We start from the raw sequence: 19,666 nt of genomic DNA, 5'->3' as shown, positions 1-19,666 counted from the left end.
AAACAATATGATATCAATAGAGACAGACGAGTACAGATTTGCAACAAAAAATAAAGATTTTTATTTGGACGTTATCCAGAGTCTGAAGGAAACCCCAAAAAGGCTATCCTCAAAATACTTTTACGACAAAAAAGGTGATGGCCTCTTTGAGGCCATTATGATGTCTCCGGATTATTATCTCACCCGGTGTGAAATGGAAATTTTCACTTGTCAAGCCAAACAAATTGTTGAAAGGATAACAGGTCAAAACTCAGATTTTGAATTAATTGAACTGGGACCAGGTAATTGCGCTAAATCAATTCATCTATTAAGTGCCCTTGTTAATGCAAATGTGTCTTTTAATTATGTACCCATCGACATATCTGAAAACGTAATCAGTGAGCTGCAATCATTTCTACCGGAGAACGCTCCGGATTTACAATTTAATGGATTGGTAGGTGACTACTTTGACGCATTAGCCCACCATTGTTTATTGCCAGGGGCGCGAAAAGTTGTGATGTGTTTAGGCGGCAATATCGGGAATATGACAATAGCTGAAGCTAACCGCTTCTGTAAAGCGCTTCGTAGTTATTTACAGCCCGGTGATCAGTGTATCATCGGATTTGATCTTGTAAAACATCCTGCAATTATCAAGCAAGCATACGATGACAGGGATGGCCTGACCCGGGAATTTAATCTAAACCTCTTAGCGAGAATTAACCGTGAATTAGATGCAGATTTTAAGATTGACCAGTTTGACCATTACTGTAGCTATGATCCTTTGACAGGGTCAGCCAAAAGCTATCTCGTCAGTTTAAGCGAAATGTCAGTAAACATATCCGGCGTCAGTATTCCTTTTGAAAAAGACGAATGTATATGGACTGAAATATCCCAAAAATATTCTAGAGATCAGATTCACCAAATAGCGGCAGACAATGGGTTTATCCATGTGGTGGAGTTCGTGGACAGCAAATCTTGGTTTATGGATGCACTTTGGACGGTTGTTTAAATTAAAATAATATGGAAAGATTTGATGCGATAATTATTGGTTCCGGTCAGGCCGGCAATCCCTTAGCAAAGCGATTGACTAGGGAGGGTAAACGTGTGGCTATTGTCGAATCAGTATATATAGGAGGCACTTGTGTTAACTATGGATGCACACCGACAAAAACTTTGGTTGGTCTGGCTAAAAACATTGTCCAAGCACGCAAGGCCTCAGACTATGGCATCATACTAAATAACGATGTTCCGGATTATAAACTAATCAATCAACGCAAGAACGAAGTTGTATCCTATTACCGGGAAGGGCTTGAAAATAGACTAATTGAGGACCCAAATATTACGGTTTATCATGGAAAAGGCAAGTTTTCAGGATATAAGGAAGTCAGTGTACAACAGGCAGATTTGAGCTTTAAATTAATTACGGCGGACTGGGTATTTATTAACACGGGCGCTCGGCCCCGTATTCCGGATATCGATGGGTTGCAATCAGTCAATTTTTTAACCTCGGAAACCATTTTAGACCTTGAATATCTGCCCGAGCATTTGATTATTGCCGGCGGCGGCTACGTGGCACTTGAATTTGCGCAGATTTTTCGTCGGATGGGCAGCCAGGTTACGATCATTGAAAAATCTGCCAGGTTACTGCCAAAAGAAGATGAGGATGTAGGATTAGAAATCACCAGAATTCTTGAGGTCGAAGGTGTGCAGATCGTTATGGATGCATCCATTAAACGTGTTGGTGCCTCGACCGATGGGCGTATCGCCGTAGAAATTCTTTCCACGCAGCAATCATACACGTTAAAGGGCACGGATCTGTTGGTTGCTACCGGTAGAACGCCAAACACGGAAGACTTGGATTTACTAAAAACAGGTATCATGGTTGATGGAAAGGGATTTATTCCTGTTAACGATTATTTGGAAACAACCGAACTAGGTATTTACGCGCTAGGCGATGTAAAAGGCGGGCCTGCATTCACCCATGTATCCTATCATGATTATATTGTGTTAGCTGAAAATCTATTGGATAAAAAAATATCCTCTATCCACAATCGGATAATCCCTTACTGTGTTTTTATTGATCCTGAGTTGGGAAGAATTGGGCTCACTGAAAAGGAAGCCGTTGAAATGGGTCTGGACTTTTCGGTTGCAAAAATGAATACTTCTTCTATTGCCCGGGCAGTAGAGATTGGCGAAACAAGCGGATTTATTAAAGCAATTATTGACAACAAAACAAAGAAGATTTTAGGTGTCGCTGTGATTTGTCCAAACGGTGGCGAATTGATGTCTTTGCTAGAGGTGGCCATGATGGGCGGTCTTACCTATGAACAGTTGCGCGATACCATGTTTGCCCATCCCACATATGCAGAAGCTATCAATAATCTTTTCCACCCGGCACATATAAAACCAAAAGCTAAGTTATGATCAGTATTCGCCAGGTAAGTAAGTCTTTTGGAGCACATTCAGCAATAGAAAACGTCGATCTTAATATTGCTGAGGGCGAACACGCTGTATTGCTTGGACCCAGTGGAAGCGGTAAAACAACATTACTTCGCATGATTAACGGTCTGGTAGTTCCTTCAGCCGGTACAATATCGATCAATGGAAAGGATATCCAGGAGCAGCCTCAGGATGAGCTGCGGCGTCGGATTGGCTATGTACTTCAACGCAATAGTCTTTTTCCACATTATACCGTGGAAGAGAATATTAGTGTGGTGCCCAGTCTGTTAAAATGGAACAAGCAGACGACTGCTCAAAGAGTTAGAGAACTGATGGCAAAGTTACACTTACCTGAAAAATATCTATCTCGCAGACCGGAAGAATTAAGCGGCGGCGAGGCACAACGAGTAAATATCGCGCGGGCTCTTGCTACAGATCCACCGGTATTATTGATGGATGAACCGTTCAGTGCTTTAGATGCCATTACCAGAAAATCCATTCGGGAGGAATTTATGCGCCTAGATGAATTCCGGAAGAAAACGATCATCATGGTTTCTCACGACATCCAGGAAGCATTTTCAATGGCAAATACCGTTGTTTTGCTTCGTCATGGGAAACTGGTTCAGCAAGGAATGCCATCTGAACTATTATACAATCCTGCTAATGATTTCGTAAAAGATTTTCTTTCAAACGACTATTTAAAACTTTCGCTTGGCGTTACATCGATTGATGACCTGTGGAATTACCTGTCGGGAGAAAGCGGTGACGAAGAAGGTCTTTCTGCGGAGCCGGTCGGTGATACCACATTATGGAATGCAATGGAACGGTTTCAGCATAACACTGAAAATTGTCAGTTCATCACCATGCGACACGAATATTACGGTGAATCGAAGCGTATTACATGGAGCGATCTCATGAATGCATATCGATTACATCAAAACGATAATCAAAGATGAACGACAGTATTAATCTTTGGGAGTTTGTTGCCCGCCATTGGGAAAAGTTGCTCGAACAAACCGGGCAACATATCGGGCTTACATTTATGTCCATATCCCTTGCGATAATGGTAGGTGTTCCCGCAGGTATTCTCATCAGCAGACAAAGAAAGTTGTCATCCTCGGTTCTTGGTATCGCCGGAGTGATGCAAACAATTCCAAGCATAGCATTGCTCGGGTTGCTGATTCCTGTATTGGGTATTGGTGCCAAGCCCGCTATTGCAGCATTGTTCTTATACGGCCTGCTTCCTATTGTTCGCAATACCTACACTGGTATTATAAACATTGATCCTGAGATAAAAGAGGCTGCAAGAGGGCTCGGCATGAGCTATAAGCAATCATTACTGAAAGTTGAGCTGCCACTAGCAATGCCTGTAATACTTGCCGGCGTTCGTATCGCGACGATCATCAACGTTGGAGTAGCCACACTTGCCGCATATATAGCGGCCGGTGGATTGGGCGAGTTTATTTTTGGCGGGATTTCGCTGAACAATACAACCATGATGCTTGCAGGTGCAATACCTGCGGCCTTGCTGGCGCTTCTTTTCGATTTTGTTCTTTCGCGTCTACAAAAAACAAGATTTAGGAAGATAGCGGGCCTTTCTTCCATCATGGCAGGATTTGTTTTGCTTTCGGGGTTCTATATCATTCCATCCATAGAACGGAGTAAATTATTAGCGGGGTTTACTCCTGAATTTATGGGACGTGCCGATGGTTACATCGGCCTACAGCAAATATATGGTTTAAAGATACCGACAGTGGTTATCAATGACGCCGTTATGTACAAAGCAATTTATGAGAAAAAGCTTGATGTAGTGAGTGGCTATGGTACCGACGGCCGGATTGATGCTTACCAGTTGGTTAGCCTGGAAGATGACAAGAGAATATTTCCCCCATATTATGCGGCACCGATTATAAAGGAGCAGACACTCCAGCGCTTCCCCGAACTGGAACCTGTACTTAACCTACTTGCAGGTAGGATCAATGATTCGATCATGACTTCCCTTAACTATCAGGCCGACTATCTACACCGTGAACCGGCTACCATTGCCCGTGAGTTTCTTGAAAGCCAACGATTATATAAACCGGCCCGTCCTGTCGGTAAAAGCTCAATCAGGATTGGCTCTAAAGTATTTGACGAGCAATATATTCTTGCAAGCATTTATACACAGCTTATCAGGGGTTATACAGACTTGGATGTTTTACCAAAAACCGGATTAGGCGGCACTAAAATATGCTTTGACGCACTAATGAACGATCAGATTGATCTATATCCGGAATACACAGGAACAGGACTGACGGTCATGTTGCACGCCGATTCGGCAACTGTGCACAGGCTGATAGCAAATAAAGATGCGGTGTATGATTATGTGCAACGGGCGTTTAAACAGCAGTTTCAAATCAAATGGTTAAAGCCTGTAGGATTCAATAACACTTATGCTTTAATGATGCGGAAAGAAGACGTTAAACGACTTAAAATTCGGACAATTAGTGATTTGTCCAATTATCTAAAATTAGAAAAATGATAGCTATTAAAGATAAATACAGTAAAGTCCGCAAACGAAGCGAAGACATCTGTTCGACCTTGGAGAAGGAAGATTATGTGGTACAACCGATAGTAGACGTGAGTCCTCCAAAATGGCACTTAGGACATACATCCTGGTTCTTTGAAACCTTTATCCTGGTATGCTATGTTGAAGATTATTCCAGTTTTAATCCGTCTTATCATTTCGTGTTTAACAGTTATTATGAGAGTTTAGGCGCACGTGTGATACGGACTAACCGTGGTAATTTAAGCCGGCCAACTGTTGACGAGGTCTATGAATATCGCCGTCATGTCGATGTGGCAATGGACAAGTTGCTTAGTCAACCGGTAAGTGAGGAACTACATGCCCTTATTATTCTTGGACTTAATCATGAAGAGCAGCATCAGGAATTATTAGCGACCGATATTAAATATATTTTAGGACACAATCCGCTCTTTCCAACCTATGAGGAAATTTTAAATCCAATAGCCGTAGATACGGCTACCAATGAGTTTATTACCGTTAAAGATTCCATGCACAACATTGGATACGATGGCAATGGATTCTGCTTTGACAATGAACTTGGGCGTCATAAAGTCTTTCTCCCAGCATTTAAAATAGCGAAGAATCTGGTCACAAATGGCGAATATCTCTCCTTCATCAAGGATGACGGGTACAAGAAACATGAATACTGGCATGCCGAGGGTCTTGATTGGGTGAAAAATAATAACATTGATGCGCCACTTTACTGGCATTGGATAGCTGACCAATGGTATTCCTACGGTACGGCTGGAATCCAACCATTGAAAATGGACCAACCGGTTGCTCATGTTAGCTATTACGAAGCATCCGCCTTTGCGGCATGGAAAGGAATGAGATTGCCTACAGAATTTGAGTGGGAAGCAATGTGTAACCAATTTCCTTGGGGTGACCGTTGGGAATGGACCGGCAGCGCATATCTGCCCTATCCCGGATACGTCCGAGCCGCCGGGGCTATCGGAGAGTATAATGGCAAATTTATGGTTAATCAAATGGTACTCCGTGGCGCTTCAATTGTCACGCCGCCGGAACATAGCCGTCCAAGTTACCGCAATTTCTTCCATCCGCATTTAAGATGGCAATATACAGGTATCAGGCTGGCACGGACCGTTAATACTGATGATCTATAAAGCAGTGTTAAAAGTAGTTCCTTTTACAAAAGGTGCGATAGCATTGGTAGAGGGTAAATACTACACTATTGGAATACCTGGATGCCAATTTGACCTTGATAGAAAGCATTTTATTGCCATGTCACCCGAAGCATCCATTTTACCTGGAGCTTATGGGTAAGAAACAAAATGAATCCTTTGTTTTCAACGGTAAAGACTTTACGATTGAATCGATTTTTAAACTTTTAAAATCATACGATTATGCTAAAATGGCTTGATGTAATAAAATATGCCAACAACGGCAACCCTGCTCCTGACAAAAGAGTGGAAAAGACTGAAAAGGAATGGAAAGCACTGCTTACAGAAGAGCAGTTCAATGTTACGCGGCTTAAGGGGACAGAGCATGCATTCAGTTCTGACCTGTGTTCCTATTTTGAGCCGGGAAGATACACCTGCGTTTGCTGTGGTACAGCACTATTTGATTCGGACACTAAGTTTGAAAGTGGGACGGGATGGCCCTCCTTCACGCAGCCGATACAAGAAAATGCAGTTGCCTACCATAAGGATAGCACATTTGGTATGGTGCGTATTGAGGCGCTCTGCAATACCTGTGATGCCCACCTGGGGCATGTCTTTCAGGATGGACCTATGCCGAGCGGTCTTCGCTATTGCATGAATGCCGTTTCGCTAAAAAAGGTAGATGTTAGCGAAAAGAAGGTGGATTTAGGTGGAGGCTGCTTCTGGTGTACCGAAGCGATCTTTCAACGACTGAAAGGGGTAATAAAAGTAGAGAGTGGCTACAGTGGAGGGAAGATCACCAACCCAACCTATCGAGAGGTTTGCAGCGGTGCAACCGGACATGCTGAAATGATTGAAGTTACCTACAATCCAAACGAAATATCATTTGATGATTTACTGCGAATACATCTGAGTACCCACAACCCAACAACCGTGGACGAACAGGGTGCGGATCAGGGTTCCCAATACCGGAGCATCATTTTTTACAGGACTGAAGATGAAAAACAAGCTGCGATGAAGGTTATTGATGAAGTGCAGAAATCATATTTAGATATGATTGTTACTCAAATAGAAATGTTCGAACACTTTTACAAAGCGGAAGATTATCATCAGGATTACTACAACAAGAACCCCGACGGAGGATATTGCCAGGCTATTATCGATCCTAAACTATCTAAATTCAGGGAATTGTATAATGACAAAATAAAATAACGCTAACTTATTAAAACAGAGATACAATTGAATACAGAACAACACGAACGAATAAAATGTCTGATCATCGGATCTGGACCAGCAGGTTACACCGCCGCCATTTATACTGCCCGCGCAGACCTAAAACCTGTACTATATACAGGCTTACTTATCGGCGGGCAGCTTACTAAAACCTCTGATGTCGAAAATTATCCGGGATATCCTGATGGTATAATGGGGCCCGAAATGATGGAAGGTTTTCACAAACAGGCTTCCAGAATGGGCGCAGATCTGCGGATCGGGTTTGCAAGCGATGTCGATTTTTCTGAACGGCCTTATAAAGTTACCATCGATGAAAACAAGGTGTTACTGGCAGATTCCGTGATTATCGCTACAGGAGCAACACCAAAGCTTTTGGGACTTGATTCGGAAGAGCAATATTCGGGTCACGGGGTTTCGGCCTGTGCCACCTGTGATGGGTTCTTCTTTAAGGGCGAGGATGTTGCCATTGTAGGTGCCGGGGATACTGCGGCTGAGGAAGCACTGCACCTATCAAAACTTTGTAGGAAAGTATACATGTTGGTTCGTAAATCCAACTTCAGGGCTTCGAAAACAATGGTTCATCGGGTAGAAAACACGCCTAACATTGAAATCATGTTTAACGTCGAGGTAAAAGAAATCCTCGGAGATGGTGTAAAAGTTAATGGTGCCCGGTTATTCCATAACATTACTTCGGAGGAAACTAAACTAGACGTAACCGGTCTGTTTTTAGCCATCGGCCACCGTCCAAATACCGGTGTATTCAGCCCCTGGATTGATATGGATAATGTAGGATATATTAAAACAAAAAATTGTTCTACAAAAACAAATATCCCGGGCATTTTCTGTTGTGGTGACGCTCAGGACCCGAACTACCGTCAGGCAATTACCGCTGCGGGAAGTGGCTGTATGGCGGCCCTAGATTGCGAACGGTTTCTATCGGCTATGGAACACGGGGCTATTGAATAATGGCTGCCAAATGATTTAACAAATAAAGGAATAACAATGTATGGAGGAATCATTAAATTTTATCGAAGCAATCATTGAGCAAGACATCTGTAATGAGGTTTACAGTGAAGGTATCTCGACGAGGTTCCCTCCAGAGCCTAATGGATATCTGCATCTCGGTCATGCCAAATCCATCTGCTTGAATTTTGGGCTTGCATCAAAATACAAAGGACGGGTTAACCTGAGGTTTGACGATACCAATCCAGAAAGAGAAAACAGCAGTTATATAGATGCCATCAGGAAAGATATTCAGTGGTTGGGATTTGAATGGCATAATGAATTCTATGCTTCCGACTACTTTGAAATCCTCTACGGATTTGCCATAGAATTAATCAAAAGAGACCTCGCTTACGTTGACGATAGCACACCTGAAGAAATTGCCGAGCAGAAAGGTACTCCCCAAGTTACGGGAGTACCTAATCGATACAGAGGACGTTCGATAGATGAAAATCTACTTTTATTCGAAGCGATGAAGGTTGGCAGCTTCAAAGATGGGGCGAAAGTATTGCGTGCTAAGATTGATATGAAGGCCGCTAATATGCACATGAGAGACCCGATCATATATCGCATCAAACACACACCCCATCATCGTACCGGGAGTGCATGGTGTATTTATCCCATGTATGATTTTGCTCATGGACAGTCGGATGCTATTGAATGCATCACGCATTCCACCTGCACCCTTGAGTTTGTTGCACACCGTCCGCTTTATAATTGGTTTATCGAGAAATTGGGCTTATTTCCCTCCAAACAGATTGAATTTGCTCGTTTGAATCTTGCTTTTACAATCATGAGCAAGCGCAAGTTGCAGCAGCTGGTTGAAAAAGGCCTGGTTGATGGATGGGATGATCCGCGACTACCTACGGTAGCGGGTCTGCGCCGAAGGGGATATACCCCAAACGCTATCCGGGAATTTTGTGATCGGATTGGCGTCGCAAAGCGGGACGCCATTACAGATTACAATCTGTTGGAATTTTGTGTCCGCGAGGATCTAAATAAAACGGCACAGCGGAGGATTGCCGTTTTAAAACCGTTGAGAGTTATTATAACGAATTACGGCCAAGAATTTACTGAAAATATAGTTTTAGAGAATTTACCGGGAGAAGAAGCTGAAGGTAGTCGTGAGGTGCCATTTACCCGGGAGTTATGGATCGAGCAGGACGATTTTATGGAGCATCCGACAAAGAATTACTTCAGGTTGACTTTAGGAGGAGCAGTCAGGTTGAAAGGAGCATATATCATCTTATGTGAACATGTTGTAAAAGATGAAGATGGAAACATCTCAGAACTTCATTGTAAATATTTTCCGGAAAGCAAGTCTGGTCACGATCATAGTAACATTAAAGTAAAAAGCACGATCCATTGGTTAAGTATTCCTTTTGCTATCCCGGCCGAAATCCGTCTCTACAATAAACTTTTTGAGATAGAAGATCCTGGTCAAACGGGCGACGAATTCCTAAAACATTTTAACAAAGACAGTATTCAGGTATTGCCAAACGCCTATGTAGAGAATGATCTCATTAATAGAGACGATGTAGGTGTAAATTTTCAATTTGTCAGAATGGGCTATTTTATAAAAGACAGGAACTCAACAGCGGATCATTTTATTTTTAACAGAACCGTCGGTCTGAGAGAAAACTGGAAGAAAACTTAAAAATTCATTTTACAATAACTCATGCTTAAATAACAAACAAATATCAATTATTTAAAAAATACATAAAATGGAAAAGATTGAAATACACAAAGGCCAAAAAGGCATCTCTTTTTTTTCGCTTCATGCAGATGGCCAGGAAGTTGGCAGAATGCTTGTCACCGTTACTCCCGATATATTGGAAGCGGGATATACCAGTGTTGGCTTTGCCCAGCGTAAAAGTGGATATGGCAAGAAACTCGTAGACGCAGTAGTTGACTATGCTCGCCGAAACAACCTGAAAGTAATAGCTAAATGTGGTTTTGTGGCGATGATGTTTAACAAATATCCGGAGACTTACGGAGACATCCGTGCCCGTATGTAAACACAATGATAACCGATCCAGCGTACATAGAATCATATCTTGAAATTCGAAAAGAGATACTCCAAGTTGTTAAGCTTCATTCGTGTTATCTGTTGTTACCCAGACGTCCAAGCCATAAATATTGGTAAAGATAGAAGTTGTCATATATGGAGCGCCAGCTAACAGGAAAGCTAATTGTATTAGATAAAGAATACTGAATTCAAAAGGATTTTTCAAAGGGAACCAAATACTTCTAAGATCGTGCAAATTTAAAAATTATGATACACAAAAAACAAACCGTACGACTCTTCGTAAAGGATATTATGGGTGATATCGTTAAAGACAACCAGGAAAATTACTTTTAACTGGCGAGCAGGACAACTGGTTCTCGATGAACCAGCATTTAATGGTGGTAGTGATATTGGTTCCGATCCGTTTACAACGGTTTTATCTGGTATTGTAGCTGTACATTGACCAATTTACGGATGTATATCAAAAGGAAGGGATGAGATGTTACCGACTACCTGCAAAGCAAATGGATGGAATTTGATGATTTTAATGTGGAAACAAAAATTGAAGCCGAAGCTAAAGTACGGGGTCTGTACGAAGGTAAATTAAAGTTCCCTACCATAATAGTGGGCAACGATTATATTAAGAATCCAACGATATCACAACTCGAAGAATTTTTAGAATGCGCAGCATCTCCGAATAATCTTTAGGAGTTCAATTCATTATTTTAATATAAAAGACGCTAGCTCAGATAATAATTTGTTAATAAGAAATATGAAAAAAATAGGTTTTGGTGGAGGCTGTCATTGGTGTACAGAAGCCATATTTCAGGCTTTAAATGGCGTTGAGTCTGTGGAGCAGGGCTGGATCTCCTCATTGAACCCCTATGATACATTTTCAGAAGCCGTTATTGTCCATTTTAATGAAGGCATCACACTGGATGTGTTAATTGAAGTGCATCTGCTGACGCATAGTAGCGCAAGCGCACACAGTATGCGTTACAAGTATCGTTCGGCAGTGTATTATATTGATCCCAATGATAAAGACACTATCGAAATAATAATCAATAAACTGTCAAAGGAAAATGACACCAAATATATTACACAGACACTGCCCTTGGCAGACTTCAGATTGAATTCGGAGCGTTTCCTCAATTATTATAAAAAAGACAAACAGAAACCTTTCTGCCAAACCAATATAAATCCTAAACTAGCTGCAATACGCAAAACATTCGGTCATCATATTCGAAATGATTTTTAAGATGGGAAGAATTGCCAAAATATCGGGTGATAACGGTAAGAGAAAGGGTATTGCCGTATATTAACTTTGTGGAGTTAGATAACAATTAAAGTTTTTAGTTATGAGAAAAATAGAAAGTAAACAGGAATTTGAAGAAACAATTCAAAAAGAAGCAAGCGTAGTTGTAGATTTTTACGCCGACTGGTGTGGTCCTTGCCAGACGCTATTACCCACATTGGATGACCTGTCCAAAGACTTTGAGGGGAAGGTCAAAATAGTTAAAGTTAATGTTGATAATCAACAGGAACTTGCCCAGCGTTTTGGTGTGCGTAGCATCCCCACATTGATCTTTTTCAAGAACCAAAAAGCTGTGGAGACCATAGTAGGTCTTCGAACCAAGGATGAACTTCAAAAGAAGATATCCGCGTTGGAAATAGGAAATAAATAGTAACATTCAAAATAAATAGTTATGTTAAACTGGAATGATATCATCAAGTTCGTAAACAAAGGTAATCCTGTTCCGACTCGCAGGGTGGAAAAAACAGACGAGGAATGGAAAGAACTGTTAAGCCCCGATTCGTATTTTGTTACCAGGGGGAAGGGTACTGAGCGAGCACATAGTTCGGATATGTGCGGCTTATTTGAACCGGGTAAATATGAATGTATCAGTTGTGGAACACCTTTGTTTGATGCAACTGAAAAATTTAACAGCACTTCTGGCTGGCCTTCTTTCACTCAGCCCATAGCTGTTGAAAATATTGCCTACCATAAGGATGGTGGTTATGGTATGATAAGAGTGGAAACGACCTGCAATGTCTGTGATGCGCATTTGGGCCATGTTTTTCCGGATGGTCCTGCACCAAGTGGTCTTAGATACTGTATCAATGCCGTGGCGCTTAAGAAAGTAGAGGGCTGAGATCTCTCAAGCATTTCAGATCAAAAATTTTAAAGAACTTAAATAAAATAAAAGCTATAAGTAATGGAAAATTTGAAAAAAGCATATTTGGCGGGTGGATGTTTCTGGGGCATGGAAGATCTTTTCAGAGCACGTCCTGGCGTAATTAATACCGAAGTCGGGTACTTAGGGGGACAGAACGATAATCCCACCTACGAGTATCATCCCGGCCATGCAGAGGGTGTTGAAATTACCTATGATCCAAGCAAGACAACTTATAGGGAGTTATTGGATTATTTTTTCAGGGTACATGATCCCAGCACGGTAGATAGGCAGGGCAATGACAGGGGCAAAAGTTACCGCTCGGCACTATTCATTCAGAACGATGAAGAAGGAAATGATGCCGTGGAAATGATCAAATTAGTTGATGATTCGCAACGCTGGCCTGGAAAGGTAGTAACGACATTGGAGCCGTTCACAAAATTTTGGCCTGCCGAAGACTACCATCAAGATTATCTGGTCAAAAATCCGAATGGCTACACCTGCCACTTTGAGCGCTTTGGAACTTTTTTGTAAAGCAATGAACAAAGTAACGGCAGAAATTTACCAGCTGCATCCCGATCGGTATATATTGGTCTCTGGACAGGAGGAAGGCGCACCTACATGCCCTTATGAAAATGTCCAACAATGGGTTGGCTATGATACCTTAACCAAAGAATATATTCGGTTTACAAAGTCGGTATACAAAAAGCTTGTTGAAGAAATGGAAAATAAAAAAATAAAGATATGAATATAGTAGTTTTCTTATCGACCGCACTCGGCTTCTTCGCCATGACAGGTTGTAGCAACAGTATGAGTAACAAAGCCGAGCATAATAAGGGCTTGGAAGAAAAAGTAAGCATTACTGAAATGACAGGCAATAGCGATAGCACGGACGTTATCTATTTTGCCGGAGGATGTTTCTGGGGAACAGAGCATTTTTTTAAACAGGTAGATGGTGTTATCGCTACCGAAGTAGGCTTTGCCAATGGCCGTACCGACAATCCGACATATGAGGATGTAGTACAGAAAAATACGGGCTACGCTGAAACCGTAAAGGTTACATACGATGCTGAAAAATTGGATTTGAATCTGTTACTTGATTTGTATTTCCTTGCTATTGATCCTACGAGCGTAAATAAACAGGGTAATGATATCGGTGATCAGTACCGTACGGGCATTTATTACACCTCAGGCCAGCAGTTACCACTTATAAACCAACGGATAAATAAAGAGGCGGCAAAACATATCAGAGCTATAGCAGTTGAAGTAACCCCCATAAAGAAATATTATAAAGCCGAGGATTACCATCAAGACTACCTGGATAAGAATCCGGGAGGATACTGCCATATTAATCCGGCACTTTTTAAAGTGGCGAAGGAAGCTAATAAGGCAACCAATAAATGATAATATCATCAAAAAACTATAAAAAATCATGAAAAAAGTAGCAATCAACGGATTTGGTCGCATAGGAAGGGCAGCATTAAAACTGATTTTTGAAACCGATGACCTTGAAGTCGTCGCCATAAACGATTTGATGTCGGTAGAAAATGCAGCATATCTGCTTAAATACGACAGTAACTATGGTAAGTATGCTAAAGATGTTAAATTTGAAGGAGACAGCTTATTTGTGGGGGATAAAGAAATCAAGTATTCCAGTCTACGCAACATTTTAGAGTTACCATGGAAAGCACTCAATGTAGACGTTGTTATTGAAAGTACCGGCATATTTACCAACAGTGCCGATGCTGAAGGGCATATTCTGGCTGGTGCTAAAGCAGCTGTAATTTCAGGTCCTACAAAAGACACTCCAACAGTTGTTTATGGCGTAAATACTACAGATGATAAGACATTGGTCTTTTCTTGTGCAAGTTGTACGACCAATAACATCAGCCCTGTAATAGAAATTTTGGGAAGAAGGTTAGGTATAAAAAAAGCAATTCTTAATACCATACATGGATATACTGCTTCACAAAGCCTTGTCGATGCGCCTTCGAAAAAAGAGCCACGCATGGGTAGAGCGGCCGGCTTGAATCTGGCACCGGCTGCTACGGGAGCAGCCATAGCGACTACTAAAGTATTACCTCAGTACGCCGGAAAGTTCGACGGCGTTGCCATTAGAGTTCCCGTCCCTGTTGGCTCCATTTCGGATATTACTTTTATTGCTGAGAGACCTACCACGGTTGAGGAAATCAATCAGATTCTGTCAGAAGAAGCGACCACAGAACGGTATAAAAAAGTGATCGCTGTAACAAATGAACCCCTTGTATCAACTGATATCATAGGAAGTGCTTTCGCTTCTACCGTAGATTTAGAAATGACAAGGGTTGTTGATGGAGACCTAGTGAAAATAATGGCTTGGTATGACAATGAATGGGGATTTACCAATCAGATGATCAGACAGATTCAATCAATATGGCAACCTGAATAAACTGATTTAAGCGCACATGCTTACGTCGATTAACTGCATTCCCCTTCTGAAAAGGATAGGGGAATTTTGATATTTATTGTTATGGAAATTTTGAACAACCAAATCCAACCCTGGCATTTGGAAAGTATCGGACAGAAAGATCTTCCACATTACGATAGCTTCAAAGGAAAACCCTTATTGATCTTGTTTTTCTATTTAGGCTGTCCGGGATGTGTAGGAAGAGCTATCCCATTTGCCAATAAAATGGCGTATGAACACGGGGACAAGATGAACGTATTAGGGATTCATAGCAATTTTGAAGGTCCCGAATATACCAATGATGAAATTATTGAAAATTTAAAGTCATTGCATGTTAGGTTTCCGGTTTTTAGGGATGCCGGTATGGCCACCACTTTTCACGATTACCAAGCCGGGGGGACACCTCACTGGGTTTTGGTAGATAAAAACGGTAAGGTAGTCCGTTCCATATTTGGTTCGGATCCCAATCGAGCATTATTATGGTTAGATTACGCAATTATTGAAGAGTTGGAAAAGTGAATTAGAATTTACCTTCAAAACATTGCAACTTTTGAATATTCAATATGACTATATATAAAGATCATCCACTGAAAATATATAACTCACTTTCGAACGAAAAAGAAATATTCACACCGATTCAAGATGGTCACGTTGGGATGTATGTCTGCGGTCCGACGGTGTACAGTAATGTACATCTTGGTAATGTAAGGACATTCCTCTCGTTCGATATCATCTATCGCTATCTTCTGCATTTAGGCTATAAAGTCCGTTATGTGCGTAATATCACTGATGTAGGACACCTGGTTGATGATGCAGATAGCGGTGAAGATAAAATTGCAAAAAGAGCGCGTTTGGAACAACTTGAACCAATGGAAATTGTTCAACGCTATACCGTTGATTTCCATGATATCCTCCAAAAATTCAACCTTTTGCCGCCAAGCATTGAACCAACGGCGACCGGTCACATGATTGAGCAAATCAATGTCATACAGAACATCATAGATAAGGGCTATGCCTACGAATCGAATGGATCGGTATATTTCGACGTGGCAAAGTATAGTGAGGATTACGATTATGGTGTGCTCAGCCATCGGGACCTGATACACACGCTTGATAACTCCAGACCACTTGACGGCCAGTCTGACAAACGGAATGAACAGGATTTTGCGCTATGGAAGCGTGCTGATCCACACCATATAATGCGCTGGCCTTCGCCGTGGAGCGATGGTTTTCCGGGATGGCATACGGAGTGCACCACAATGAGCACAAAATACCTTGGGCAAAGATTTGACATCCACGGTGGAGGTATGGATCTGAAATTTCCACATCATGAATGTGAAATAGCTCAGGGAGAAGCCTCCACGGGCCATGCACCGGTTAACTACTGGCTGCATGCCAATATGTTAACGCTGAATGGAAAGAAAATGTCCAAATCTAGTGGAAATAATATTCTGCCAGATGAGATTTTGGCTGGCGACAATCCTGTTCTTAGCAAAGCGTTTTCAGCTTCGGTGACGCGTTTTTTTATGTTACAAACGCATTATCGAAGTATTATGGATTTTTCGAATGAGGCGATCCTGGCTGCTGAAAAAGGATACGACCGCCTGATGAAAGCGATAAATAGCTTATCGAAGCTTGAGCCTGGAAATAGATCGACACTCGACATCGCTGGTTGGGAAGCCAAATGTTATGAGGCGTTGGATGACGATTTTAATACGCCGATACTTATCTCACACCTTTTTGAAGGCGTTACGTATATTAATCAACTGAAAGACAAGACTGCCATACTTTCAGCAACCGATCTGGAACATTTCAATAAAGGTATTTCAACCTTTGTTTTTGACGTACTAGGATTGGAAATGAGATCGGGTGTGTATGACAGCTACGCTGAAAAACTCGACGGGACAATCAAATTACTAATTGAAATTAGGAATAAGGTGCGAGCAGATAGAAACTTTACTTTGTCAGATCAGATACGCAACCGACTCGCTGAGTTAGCTATCAAATTGAATGATTCAAAGGAAGAAACAACTTTTAACTATTGATCTGATTTAAAGATTCGCTTTAAATTAAATTGTGTTTTGAGATTATATGTATTTTTGATAATAATATAGAAGTACTTTAAATTGAATATTAATATGATCTATCAAGGAAAGCAGAACGAATACTTTGAGTTGGAGTATGTAGATTGTGACAATTTCAGAAGCTTTAGGCCGATTGTATCTGGGGCTCTGCAGCTACTGTGGTTTCAATCTGACGGAAACAAATTGATCATCGATGGCATTCACCAAACTTTTAATAACAACCAGATTGTTAGTCTCTCTCAATACCATCATGTGCAATATGAGCAGATTAACGCTATGAAAATGCTTCGGTTCAATTCAGAATTCTATTGCATAATTAACCATGATAGCGAAGTCGGCTGTAAAGGTGTATTGTATTATACACCTGCAAAAATACCGGTTGTTTCGGTTCAGGAGCCGCAATTTGCGATAATGAATGATGCCTGGAACCTAACCGATATGGAATTAGAAATGAAAGACGAATTGCAGCTTGAAATGCTGCAAATTGTCCTCAAGCGCATCCTGATACTGTGCACAAGAATATACAAAATGCAAGGTACCTTGTCTTTCATCGACGATAGTCAGCATAATTTAATAAGGGAATTCAATTTTCTGGTTGAACAAAACTTTAAGGAGCAGCATAGCGTCTCTTACTATGCAGGTTTATTACACAAATCACCAAAGACCATTACCAATACCTTTAAGAAGATTGATGAAAAATCACCACTTCAGCTTATCCATGACCGTATTCTGTTAGAGGCTAAAAACTTGCTGCATTATACAAAACGGGATATTTCTGAAATAGCGTACGAACTCGGATTTGAAAACGTGCAGGTATTCAGCCGATTTTTCAAGAGACTCTCAGGTATTTCTCCTACCGAATTTCGACTCAAATAAAAGAAGAGAATTTAGGCGGATTAGGCTTAAAAACATAGCAATTAAAAACGTAGACCTCTTTAAGGGCAGATCTTGAACAGTAGGGTAAATCGATCTTAATAGGTTTCGATTTAATTATTGTGCGACCTGATTGACTGAGTTTTTAATGTCTTGAAAAAAACTCTAACTCAGTAAGGCTGTCATTATGGATATAAAACAGCACCATAGCTTTATGCTCAGTGTTCCTGGTACATGGATAGGTCAAACTACCAGCCTTTGCTTAAGCCATATATCTAAAGCATTCTGTATCTCTCTGTTTGGGTACATATTCTATATACACCTTGCCATGTCTTATACTAAAGCAGGGCTCATACTATTGGGATTACGGTAATGCGCAATTGTAGGAGCACACAAATGAGCAACCTCCGCAATAACTTTGTAAGTCGAAATAAAGGGTAAAGAGCCAATGTACTCTACCCTTTATTTTTTATATTTGCAATATTGATTTACAAGGTAATCAAATGAAAAAGAATGTAATAAGCACCATTACTAAATCGTTACCGATAGAGTTTTCCTCTCTTGTAAACTACTCTTTATTAGTCACTTTGTGCTATATTAATCTTTTTTTGAAAAAAAATTAAATATGATTTTAGAACATCTGAATCAATCGCCGGAGACTATTGATTTTCAAGAAGTGATTTTATATATCGATAAAAATTATAAATTCACACCGACGAAATTTGTAAATGGAAATACTATTAATCAAGCCAATCAGAATAACGGTTCCTGTAAAGTTTTCAGTTTTGCGAAACTAAATAACCTTTCAAAAGATGAAACATTAGCATTATTCGGAGATTTTTACAGAACTGATGTTTTGCAAAATCCGACGGGCGATGACCATCAGAATATCAGGAATTTTATAGAGTTTGGATGGAAAGGGATTTCTTTTGAAGGTGAAGCTTTGAAACTGATTGAATCATAATGGCTCATTTCTTGTAATTATCAAGAAAATTTAAAATTATGAAATCAAGAATCCTAAAGATGGCTTTGACCTGGGCAGCTCCAATTGTAATTGGATATATTGTAAAAAAAGTTGAGGAAAAGCTGGCAAAGAAAGAAACATCAAAAGCTATTAAAGCATAAAAAAAACCGCTGGATTTTCAGCGGTTTTTTTGTGTTTTAATAAACAGATGAAACATTAAATATTATTTTGGCTTAAATTTTGAAACTTTAATAGAAATAAATAAATTATGAAAAGATTTATCAATATTATTCCATTATTCTTAATTTTAGGATTATTGACAAGCTGCGAAGCAGTGGAAACCATTTTTAAAGCCGGTATGTGGTGGGGAATCATTCTTGTAGTCGGTGTCATCGGCTTGGTAATGTGGTTACTATCCAGGGGTAAAAACTAGAAAAGCGGGAATTTTCCCGCTTTATTTTTTTGATTTAAAGTTTCTTACATACTTTCCAGAGCTTGGCTCAGATCATTATAACCACCGCCATTATAAACATCTGTCATGCCTTCGGATTTAAAATAATCCACCGCTTTTCCTGATCTGTTTCCTGATCTGCAAAAGAAAATCTTGGTGCCGCTCAGATTTAATATTTCCTGTTTTCTGTTTTCCAATTCGCCTAGGGGAATATTCTTTGCTTCTTCAATATGTCCGTCCATTTCCAGCTCAAGTGGTTCGCGCACATCAATCAGATGATAATTACCTGCTCTTAAAACATCTTCTAATGCCATAATATTTTATTT

General features: G+C 40.6%; 23 protein-coding genes and 1 pseudogene. 22 read left to right on the top strand and 2 right to left on the bottom strand.

Features of this window, described 5'->3' with window-relative positions; genetic code table 11:
• The first annotated feature begins 7 nt into the window (after window positions 1-7).
• The 9 genes from BUA97_RS01205 (at window position 8) to BUA97_RS01165 (ending at window position 10,358) form a co-directional block, all read left to right on the top strand.
• Complete coding sequence (locus BUA97_RS01205; RefSeq protein ID WP_072996019.1) at window positions 8-988, top strand: L-histidine N(alpha)-methyltransferase; 981 nt, start codon at window positions 8-10, stop codon at window positions 986-988.
• Between the two features lie 11 nt (window positions 989-999).
• Complete coding sequence (locus BUA97_RS01200; protein ID WP_072996017.1) at window positions 1,000-2,403, top strand: mercuric reductase; 1,404 nt, start codon at window positions 1,000-1,002, stop codon at window positions 2,401-2,403.
• Window positions 2,400-3,374: an ABC transporter ATP-binding protein gene (locus tag BUA97_RS01195; RefSeq protein ID WP_072996015.1), complete on the top strand. Its 975-nt coding sequence runs from the start codon at window positions 2,400-2,402 to the stop codon at window positions 3,372-3,374. Before BUA97_RS01200 ends, BUA97_RS01195 begins: the two co-directional genes overlap by 4 nt.
• Window positions 3,371-4,939, top strand: a complete 1,569-nt coding sequence (locus BUA97_RS01190) for an ABC transporter permease/substrate-binding protein (RefSeq protein ID WP_072996013.1) — start codon at window positions 3,371-3,373, stop codon at window positions 4,937-4,939. The genes BUA97_RS01195 and BUA97_RS01190 overlap by 4 nt, the downstream gene beginning before the upstream one ends.
• On the top strand, window positions 4,936-6,108 hold the full coding sequence (gene egtB, locus BUA97_RS01185; protein WP_072996011.1) for an ergothioneine biosynthesis protein EgtB: 1,173 nt from the start codon (window positions 4,936-4,938) through the stop codon (window positions 6,106-6,108). Before BUA97_RS01190 ends, egtB begins: the two co-directional genes overlap by 4 nt.
• Window positions 6,109-6,348: 240 nt before the next feature.
• A complete protein-coding gene (locus BUA97_RS01180) occupies window positions 6,349-7,317 on the top strand; it encodes a bifunctional methionine sulfoxide reductase B/A protein (protein ID WP_070562114.1) in 969 nt (322 codons plus the stop codon).
• 27 nt (window positions 7,318-7,344) lie between these two features.
• Window positions 7,345-8,304: a thioredoxin-disulfide reductase gene (gene trxB / locus BUA97_RS01175; protein WP_072996009.1), complete on the top strand. Its 960-nt coding sequence runs from the start codon at window positions 7,345-7,347 to the stop codon at window positions 8,302-8,304.
• A gap of 40 nt (window positions 8,305-8,344) precedes the next feature.
• On the top strand, window positions 8,345-9,997 hold the full coding sequence (locus tag BUA97_RS01170) for a glutamine--tRNA ligase/YqeY domain fusion protein (RefSeq protein WP_072996007.1): 1,653 nt from the start codon (window positions 8,345-8,347) through the stop codon (window positions 9,995-9,997).
• A gap of 67 nt (window positions 9,998-10,064) precedes the next feature.
• On the top strand, window positions 10,065-10,358 hold the full coding sequence (locus BUA97_RS01165) for a GNAT family N-acetyltransferase (RefSeq protein ID WP_070562108.1): 294 nt from the start codon (window positions 10,065-10,067) through the stop codon (window positions 10,356-10,358).
• 69 nt (window positions 10,359-10,427) lie between these two features.
• Here the strand turns inward: BUA97_RS01165 and BUA97_RS17075 are convergent, their stop codons facing one another.
• Window positions 10,428-10,604 (bottom strand): hypothetical protein, encoded by a 177-nt coding sequence (locus BUA97_RS17075; protein ID WP_175546161.1) that lies wholly within the window; start codon window positions 10,602-10,604, stop codon window positions 10,428-10,430.
• A gap of 516 nt (window positions 10,605-11,120) precedes the next feature.
• Between BUA97_RS17075 and BUA97_RS01155 the strand changes: the two genes are divergently transcribed.
• The 13 genes and pseudogenes from BUA97_RS01155 (at window position 11,121) to BUA97_RS01100 (ending at window position 19,322) form a co-directional block, all read left to right on the top strand.
• Complete coding sequence (locus BUA97_RS01155) at window positions 11,121-11,606, top strand: peptide-methionine (S)-S-oxide reductase (protein ID WP_070562102.1); 486 nt, start codon at window positions 11,121-11,123, stop codon at window positions 11,604-11,606.
• Between the two features lie 100 nt (window positions 11,607-11,706).
• The gene (gene trxA / locus BUA97_RS01150; RefSeq protein ID WP_070562100.1) at window positions 11,707-12,033 is read left to right on the top strand and encodes a thioredoxin; all 327 of its coding nucleotides are present in this window, start codon (window positions 11,707-11,709) and stop codon (window positions 12,031-12,033) included.
• 21 nt (window positions 12,034-12,054) lie between these two features.
• Entirely contained in the window at window positions 12,055-12,501 is a 447-nt protein-coding gene (msrB, locus tag BUA97_RS01145) for a peptide-methionine (R)-S-oxide reductase MsrB (RefSeq protein ID WP_070562098.1), read from the top strand.
• A 63-nt stretch (window positions 12,502-12,564) separates the two neighbouring features.
• On the top strand, window positions 12,565-13,056 hold the full coding sequence (gene msrA / locus BUA97_RS01140; protein ID WP_070562096.1) for a peptide-methionine (S)-S-oxide reductase MsrA: 492 nt from the start codon (window positions 12,565-12,567) through the stop codon (window positions 13,054-13,056).
• Window positions 13,057-13,060: 4 nt separating this feature from the next.
• Window positions 13,061-13,270 (top strand): hypothetical protein, encoded by a 210-nt coding sequence (locus tag BUA97_RS01135; protein ID WP_070562094.1) that lies wholly within the window; start codon window positions 13,061-13,063, stop codon window positions 13,268-13,270.
• 149 nt (window positions 13,271-13,419) lie between these two features.
• Window positions 13,420-13,908 (top strand): annotated as a pseudogene (msrA, locus tag BUA97_RS01130) (peptide-methionine (S)-S-oxide reductase MsrA); the annotation flags it as partial.
• A 46-nt stretch (window positions 13,909-13,954) separates the two neighbouring features.
• Complete coding sequence (locus tag BUA97_RS01125; protein WP_070562090.1) at window positions 13,955-14,950, top strand: type I glyceraldehyde-3-phosphate dehydrogenase; 996 nt, start codon at window positions 13,955-13,957, stop codon at window positions 14,948-14,950.
• Window positions 14,951-15,040: 90 nt separating this feature from the next.
• Window positions 15,041-15,487 (top strand): TlpA disulfide reductase family protein, encoded by a 447-nt coding sequence (locus BUA97_RS01120; protein WP_165689906.1) that lies wholly within the window; start codon window positions 15,041-15,043, stop codon window positions 15,485-15,487.
• A 44-nt stretch (window positions 15,488-15,531) separates the two neighbouring features.
• Window positions 15,532-17,013, top strand: a complete 1,482-nt coding sequence (gene cysS / locus BUA97_RS01115; RefSeq protein WP_070562085.1) for a cysteine--tRNA ligase — start codon at window positions 15,532-15,534, stop codon at window positions 17,011-17,013.
• Window positions 17,014-17,106: 93 nt separating this feature from the next.
• Complete coding sequence (locus BUA97_RS01110; protein ID WP_072996003.1) at window positions 17,107-17,928, top strand: helix-turn-helix domain-containing protein; 822 nt, start codon at window positions 17,107-17,109, stop codon at window positions 17,926-17,928.
• Window positions 17,929-18,550: 622 nt separating this feature from the next.
• Window positions 18,551-18,889, top strand: a complete 339-nt coding sequence (locus BUA97_RS01105) for a HopJ type III effector protein (protein ID WP_072996001.1) — start codon at window positions 18,551-18,553, stop codon at window positions 18,887-18,889.
• Window positions 18,890-18,927: 38 nt separating this feature from the next.
• Window positions 18,928-19,050: a hypothetical protein gene (locus tag BUA97_RS17380; RefSeq protein WP_262494330.1), complete on the top strand. Its 123-nt coding sequence runs from the start codon at window positions 18,928-18,930 to the stop codon at window positions 19,048-19,050.
• Between the two features lie 107 nt (window positions 19,051-19,157).
• Entirely contained in the window at window positions 19,158-19,322 is a 165-nt protein-coding gene (locus tag BUA97_RS01100; RefSeq protein WP_072995999.1) for a phosphatidate cytidylyltransferase, read from the top strand.
• Between the two features lie 44 nt (window positions 19,323-19,366).
• On the opposite strand, the gene BUA97_RS01095 is transcribed toward BUA97_RS01100, so the two are convergent.
• Entirely contained in the window at window positions 19,367-19,654 is a 288-nt protein-coding gene (locus tag BUA97_RS01095) for a rhodanese-like domain-containing protein (RefSeq protein ID WP_072995997.1), read from the bottom strand.
• Window positions 19,655-19,666: the final 12 nt, after the last annotated feature.

It is taken from the genome of Epilithonimonas mollis (genome assembly GCF_900142325.1).
Classification (GTDB): Bacteria; Bacteroidota; Bacteroidia; order Flavobacteriales; family Weeksellaceae; genus Epilithonimonas; species Epilithonimonas mollis.
This window is presented reverse-complemented; position numbering and strand designations above follow the sequence as displayed.

Excerpts from the sequence above, each read along its gene's own strand:
- BUA97_RS01190 (WP_072996013.1), top strand. The coding sequence starts at position 3,371 with ATGAACGACAGTATTAATCTTTGGGAGTTTGTTGCCCGCCATTGGGAA.
- BUA97_RS01135 (WP_070562094.1), top strand. The coding sequence starts at position 13,061 with ATGAACAAAGTAACGGCAGAAATTTACCAGCTGCATCCCGATCGGTAT.
- msrA (WP_070562096.1), top strand. The coding sequence starts at position 12,565 with ATGGAAAATTTGAAAAAAGCATATTTGGCGGGTGGATGTTTCTGGGGC.
- egtB (WP_072996011.1), top strand. The coding sequence starts at position 4,936 with ATGATAGCTATTAAAGATAAATACAGTAAAGTCCGCAAACGAAGCGAA.
- BUA97_RS01180 (WP_070562114.1), top strand. The coding sequence starts at position 6,349 with ATGCTAAAATGGCTTGATGTAATAAAATATGCCAACAACGGCAACCCT.
- BUA97_RS01170 (WP_072996007.1), top strand. The coding sequence starts at position 8,345 with ATGGAGGAATCATTAAATTTTATCGAAGCAATCATTGAGCAAGACATC.
- BUA97_RS01095 (WP_072995997.1), bottom strand. The coding sequence starts at position 19,654 with ATGGCATTAGAAGATGTTTTAAGAGCAGGTAATTATCATCTGATTGAT.
- BUA97_RS01165 (WP_070562108.1), top strand. The coding sequence starts at position 10,065 with ATGGAAAAGATTGAAATACACAAAGGCCAAAAAGGCATCTCTTTTTTT.
- msrB (WP_070562098.1), top strand. The coding sequence starts at position 12,055 with ATGTTAAACTGGAATGATATCATCAAGTTCGTAAACAAAGGTAATCCT.
- BUA97_RS01155 (WP_070562102.1), top strand. The coding sequence starts at position 11,121 with ATGAAAAAAATAGGTTTTGGTGGAGGCTGTCATTGGTGTACAGAAGCC.
- cysS (WP_070562085.1), top strand. The coding sequence starts at position 15,532 with ATGACTATATATAAAGATCATCCACTGAAAATATATAACTCACTTTCG.
- BUA97_RS01110 (WP_072996003.1), top strand. The coding sequence starts at position 17,107 with ATGATCTATCAAGGAAAGCAGAACGAATACTTTGAGTTGGAGTATGTA.
- BUA97_RS01200 (WP_072996017.1), top strand. The coding sequence starts at position 1,000 with ATGGAAAGATTTGATGCGATAATTATTGGTTCCGGTCAGGCCGGCAAT.
- BUA97_RS01205 (WP_072996019.1), top strand. The coding sequence starts at position 8 with ATGATATCAATAGAGACAGACGAGTACAGATTTGCAACAAAAAATAAA.
- BUA97_RS01100 (WP_072995999.1), top strand. The coding sequence starts at position 19,158 with ATGAAAAGATTTATCAATATTATTCCATTATTCTTAATTTTAGGATTA.
- BUA97_RS01195 (WP_072996015.1), top strand. The coding sequence starts at position 2,400 with ATGATCAGTATTCGCCAGGTAAGTAAGTCTTTTGGAGCACATTCAGCA.
- BUA97_RS01125 (WP_070562090.1), top strand. The coding sequence starts at position 13,955 with ATGAAAAAAGTAGCAATCAACGGATTTGGTCGCATAGGAAGGGCAGCA.
- BUA97_RS17380 (WP_262494330.1), top strand. The coding sequence starts at position 18,928 with ATGAAATCAAGAATCCTAAAGATGGCTTTGACCTGGGCAGCTCCAATT.
- BUA97_RS01105 (WP_072996001.1), top strand. The coding sequence starts at position 18,551 with ATGATTTTAGAACATCTGAATCAATCGCCGGAGACTATTGATTTTCAA.
- trxA (WP_070562100.1), top strand. The coding sequence starts at position 11,707 with ATGAGAAAAATAGAAAGTAAACAGGAATTTGAAGAAACAATTCAAAAA.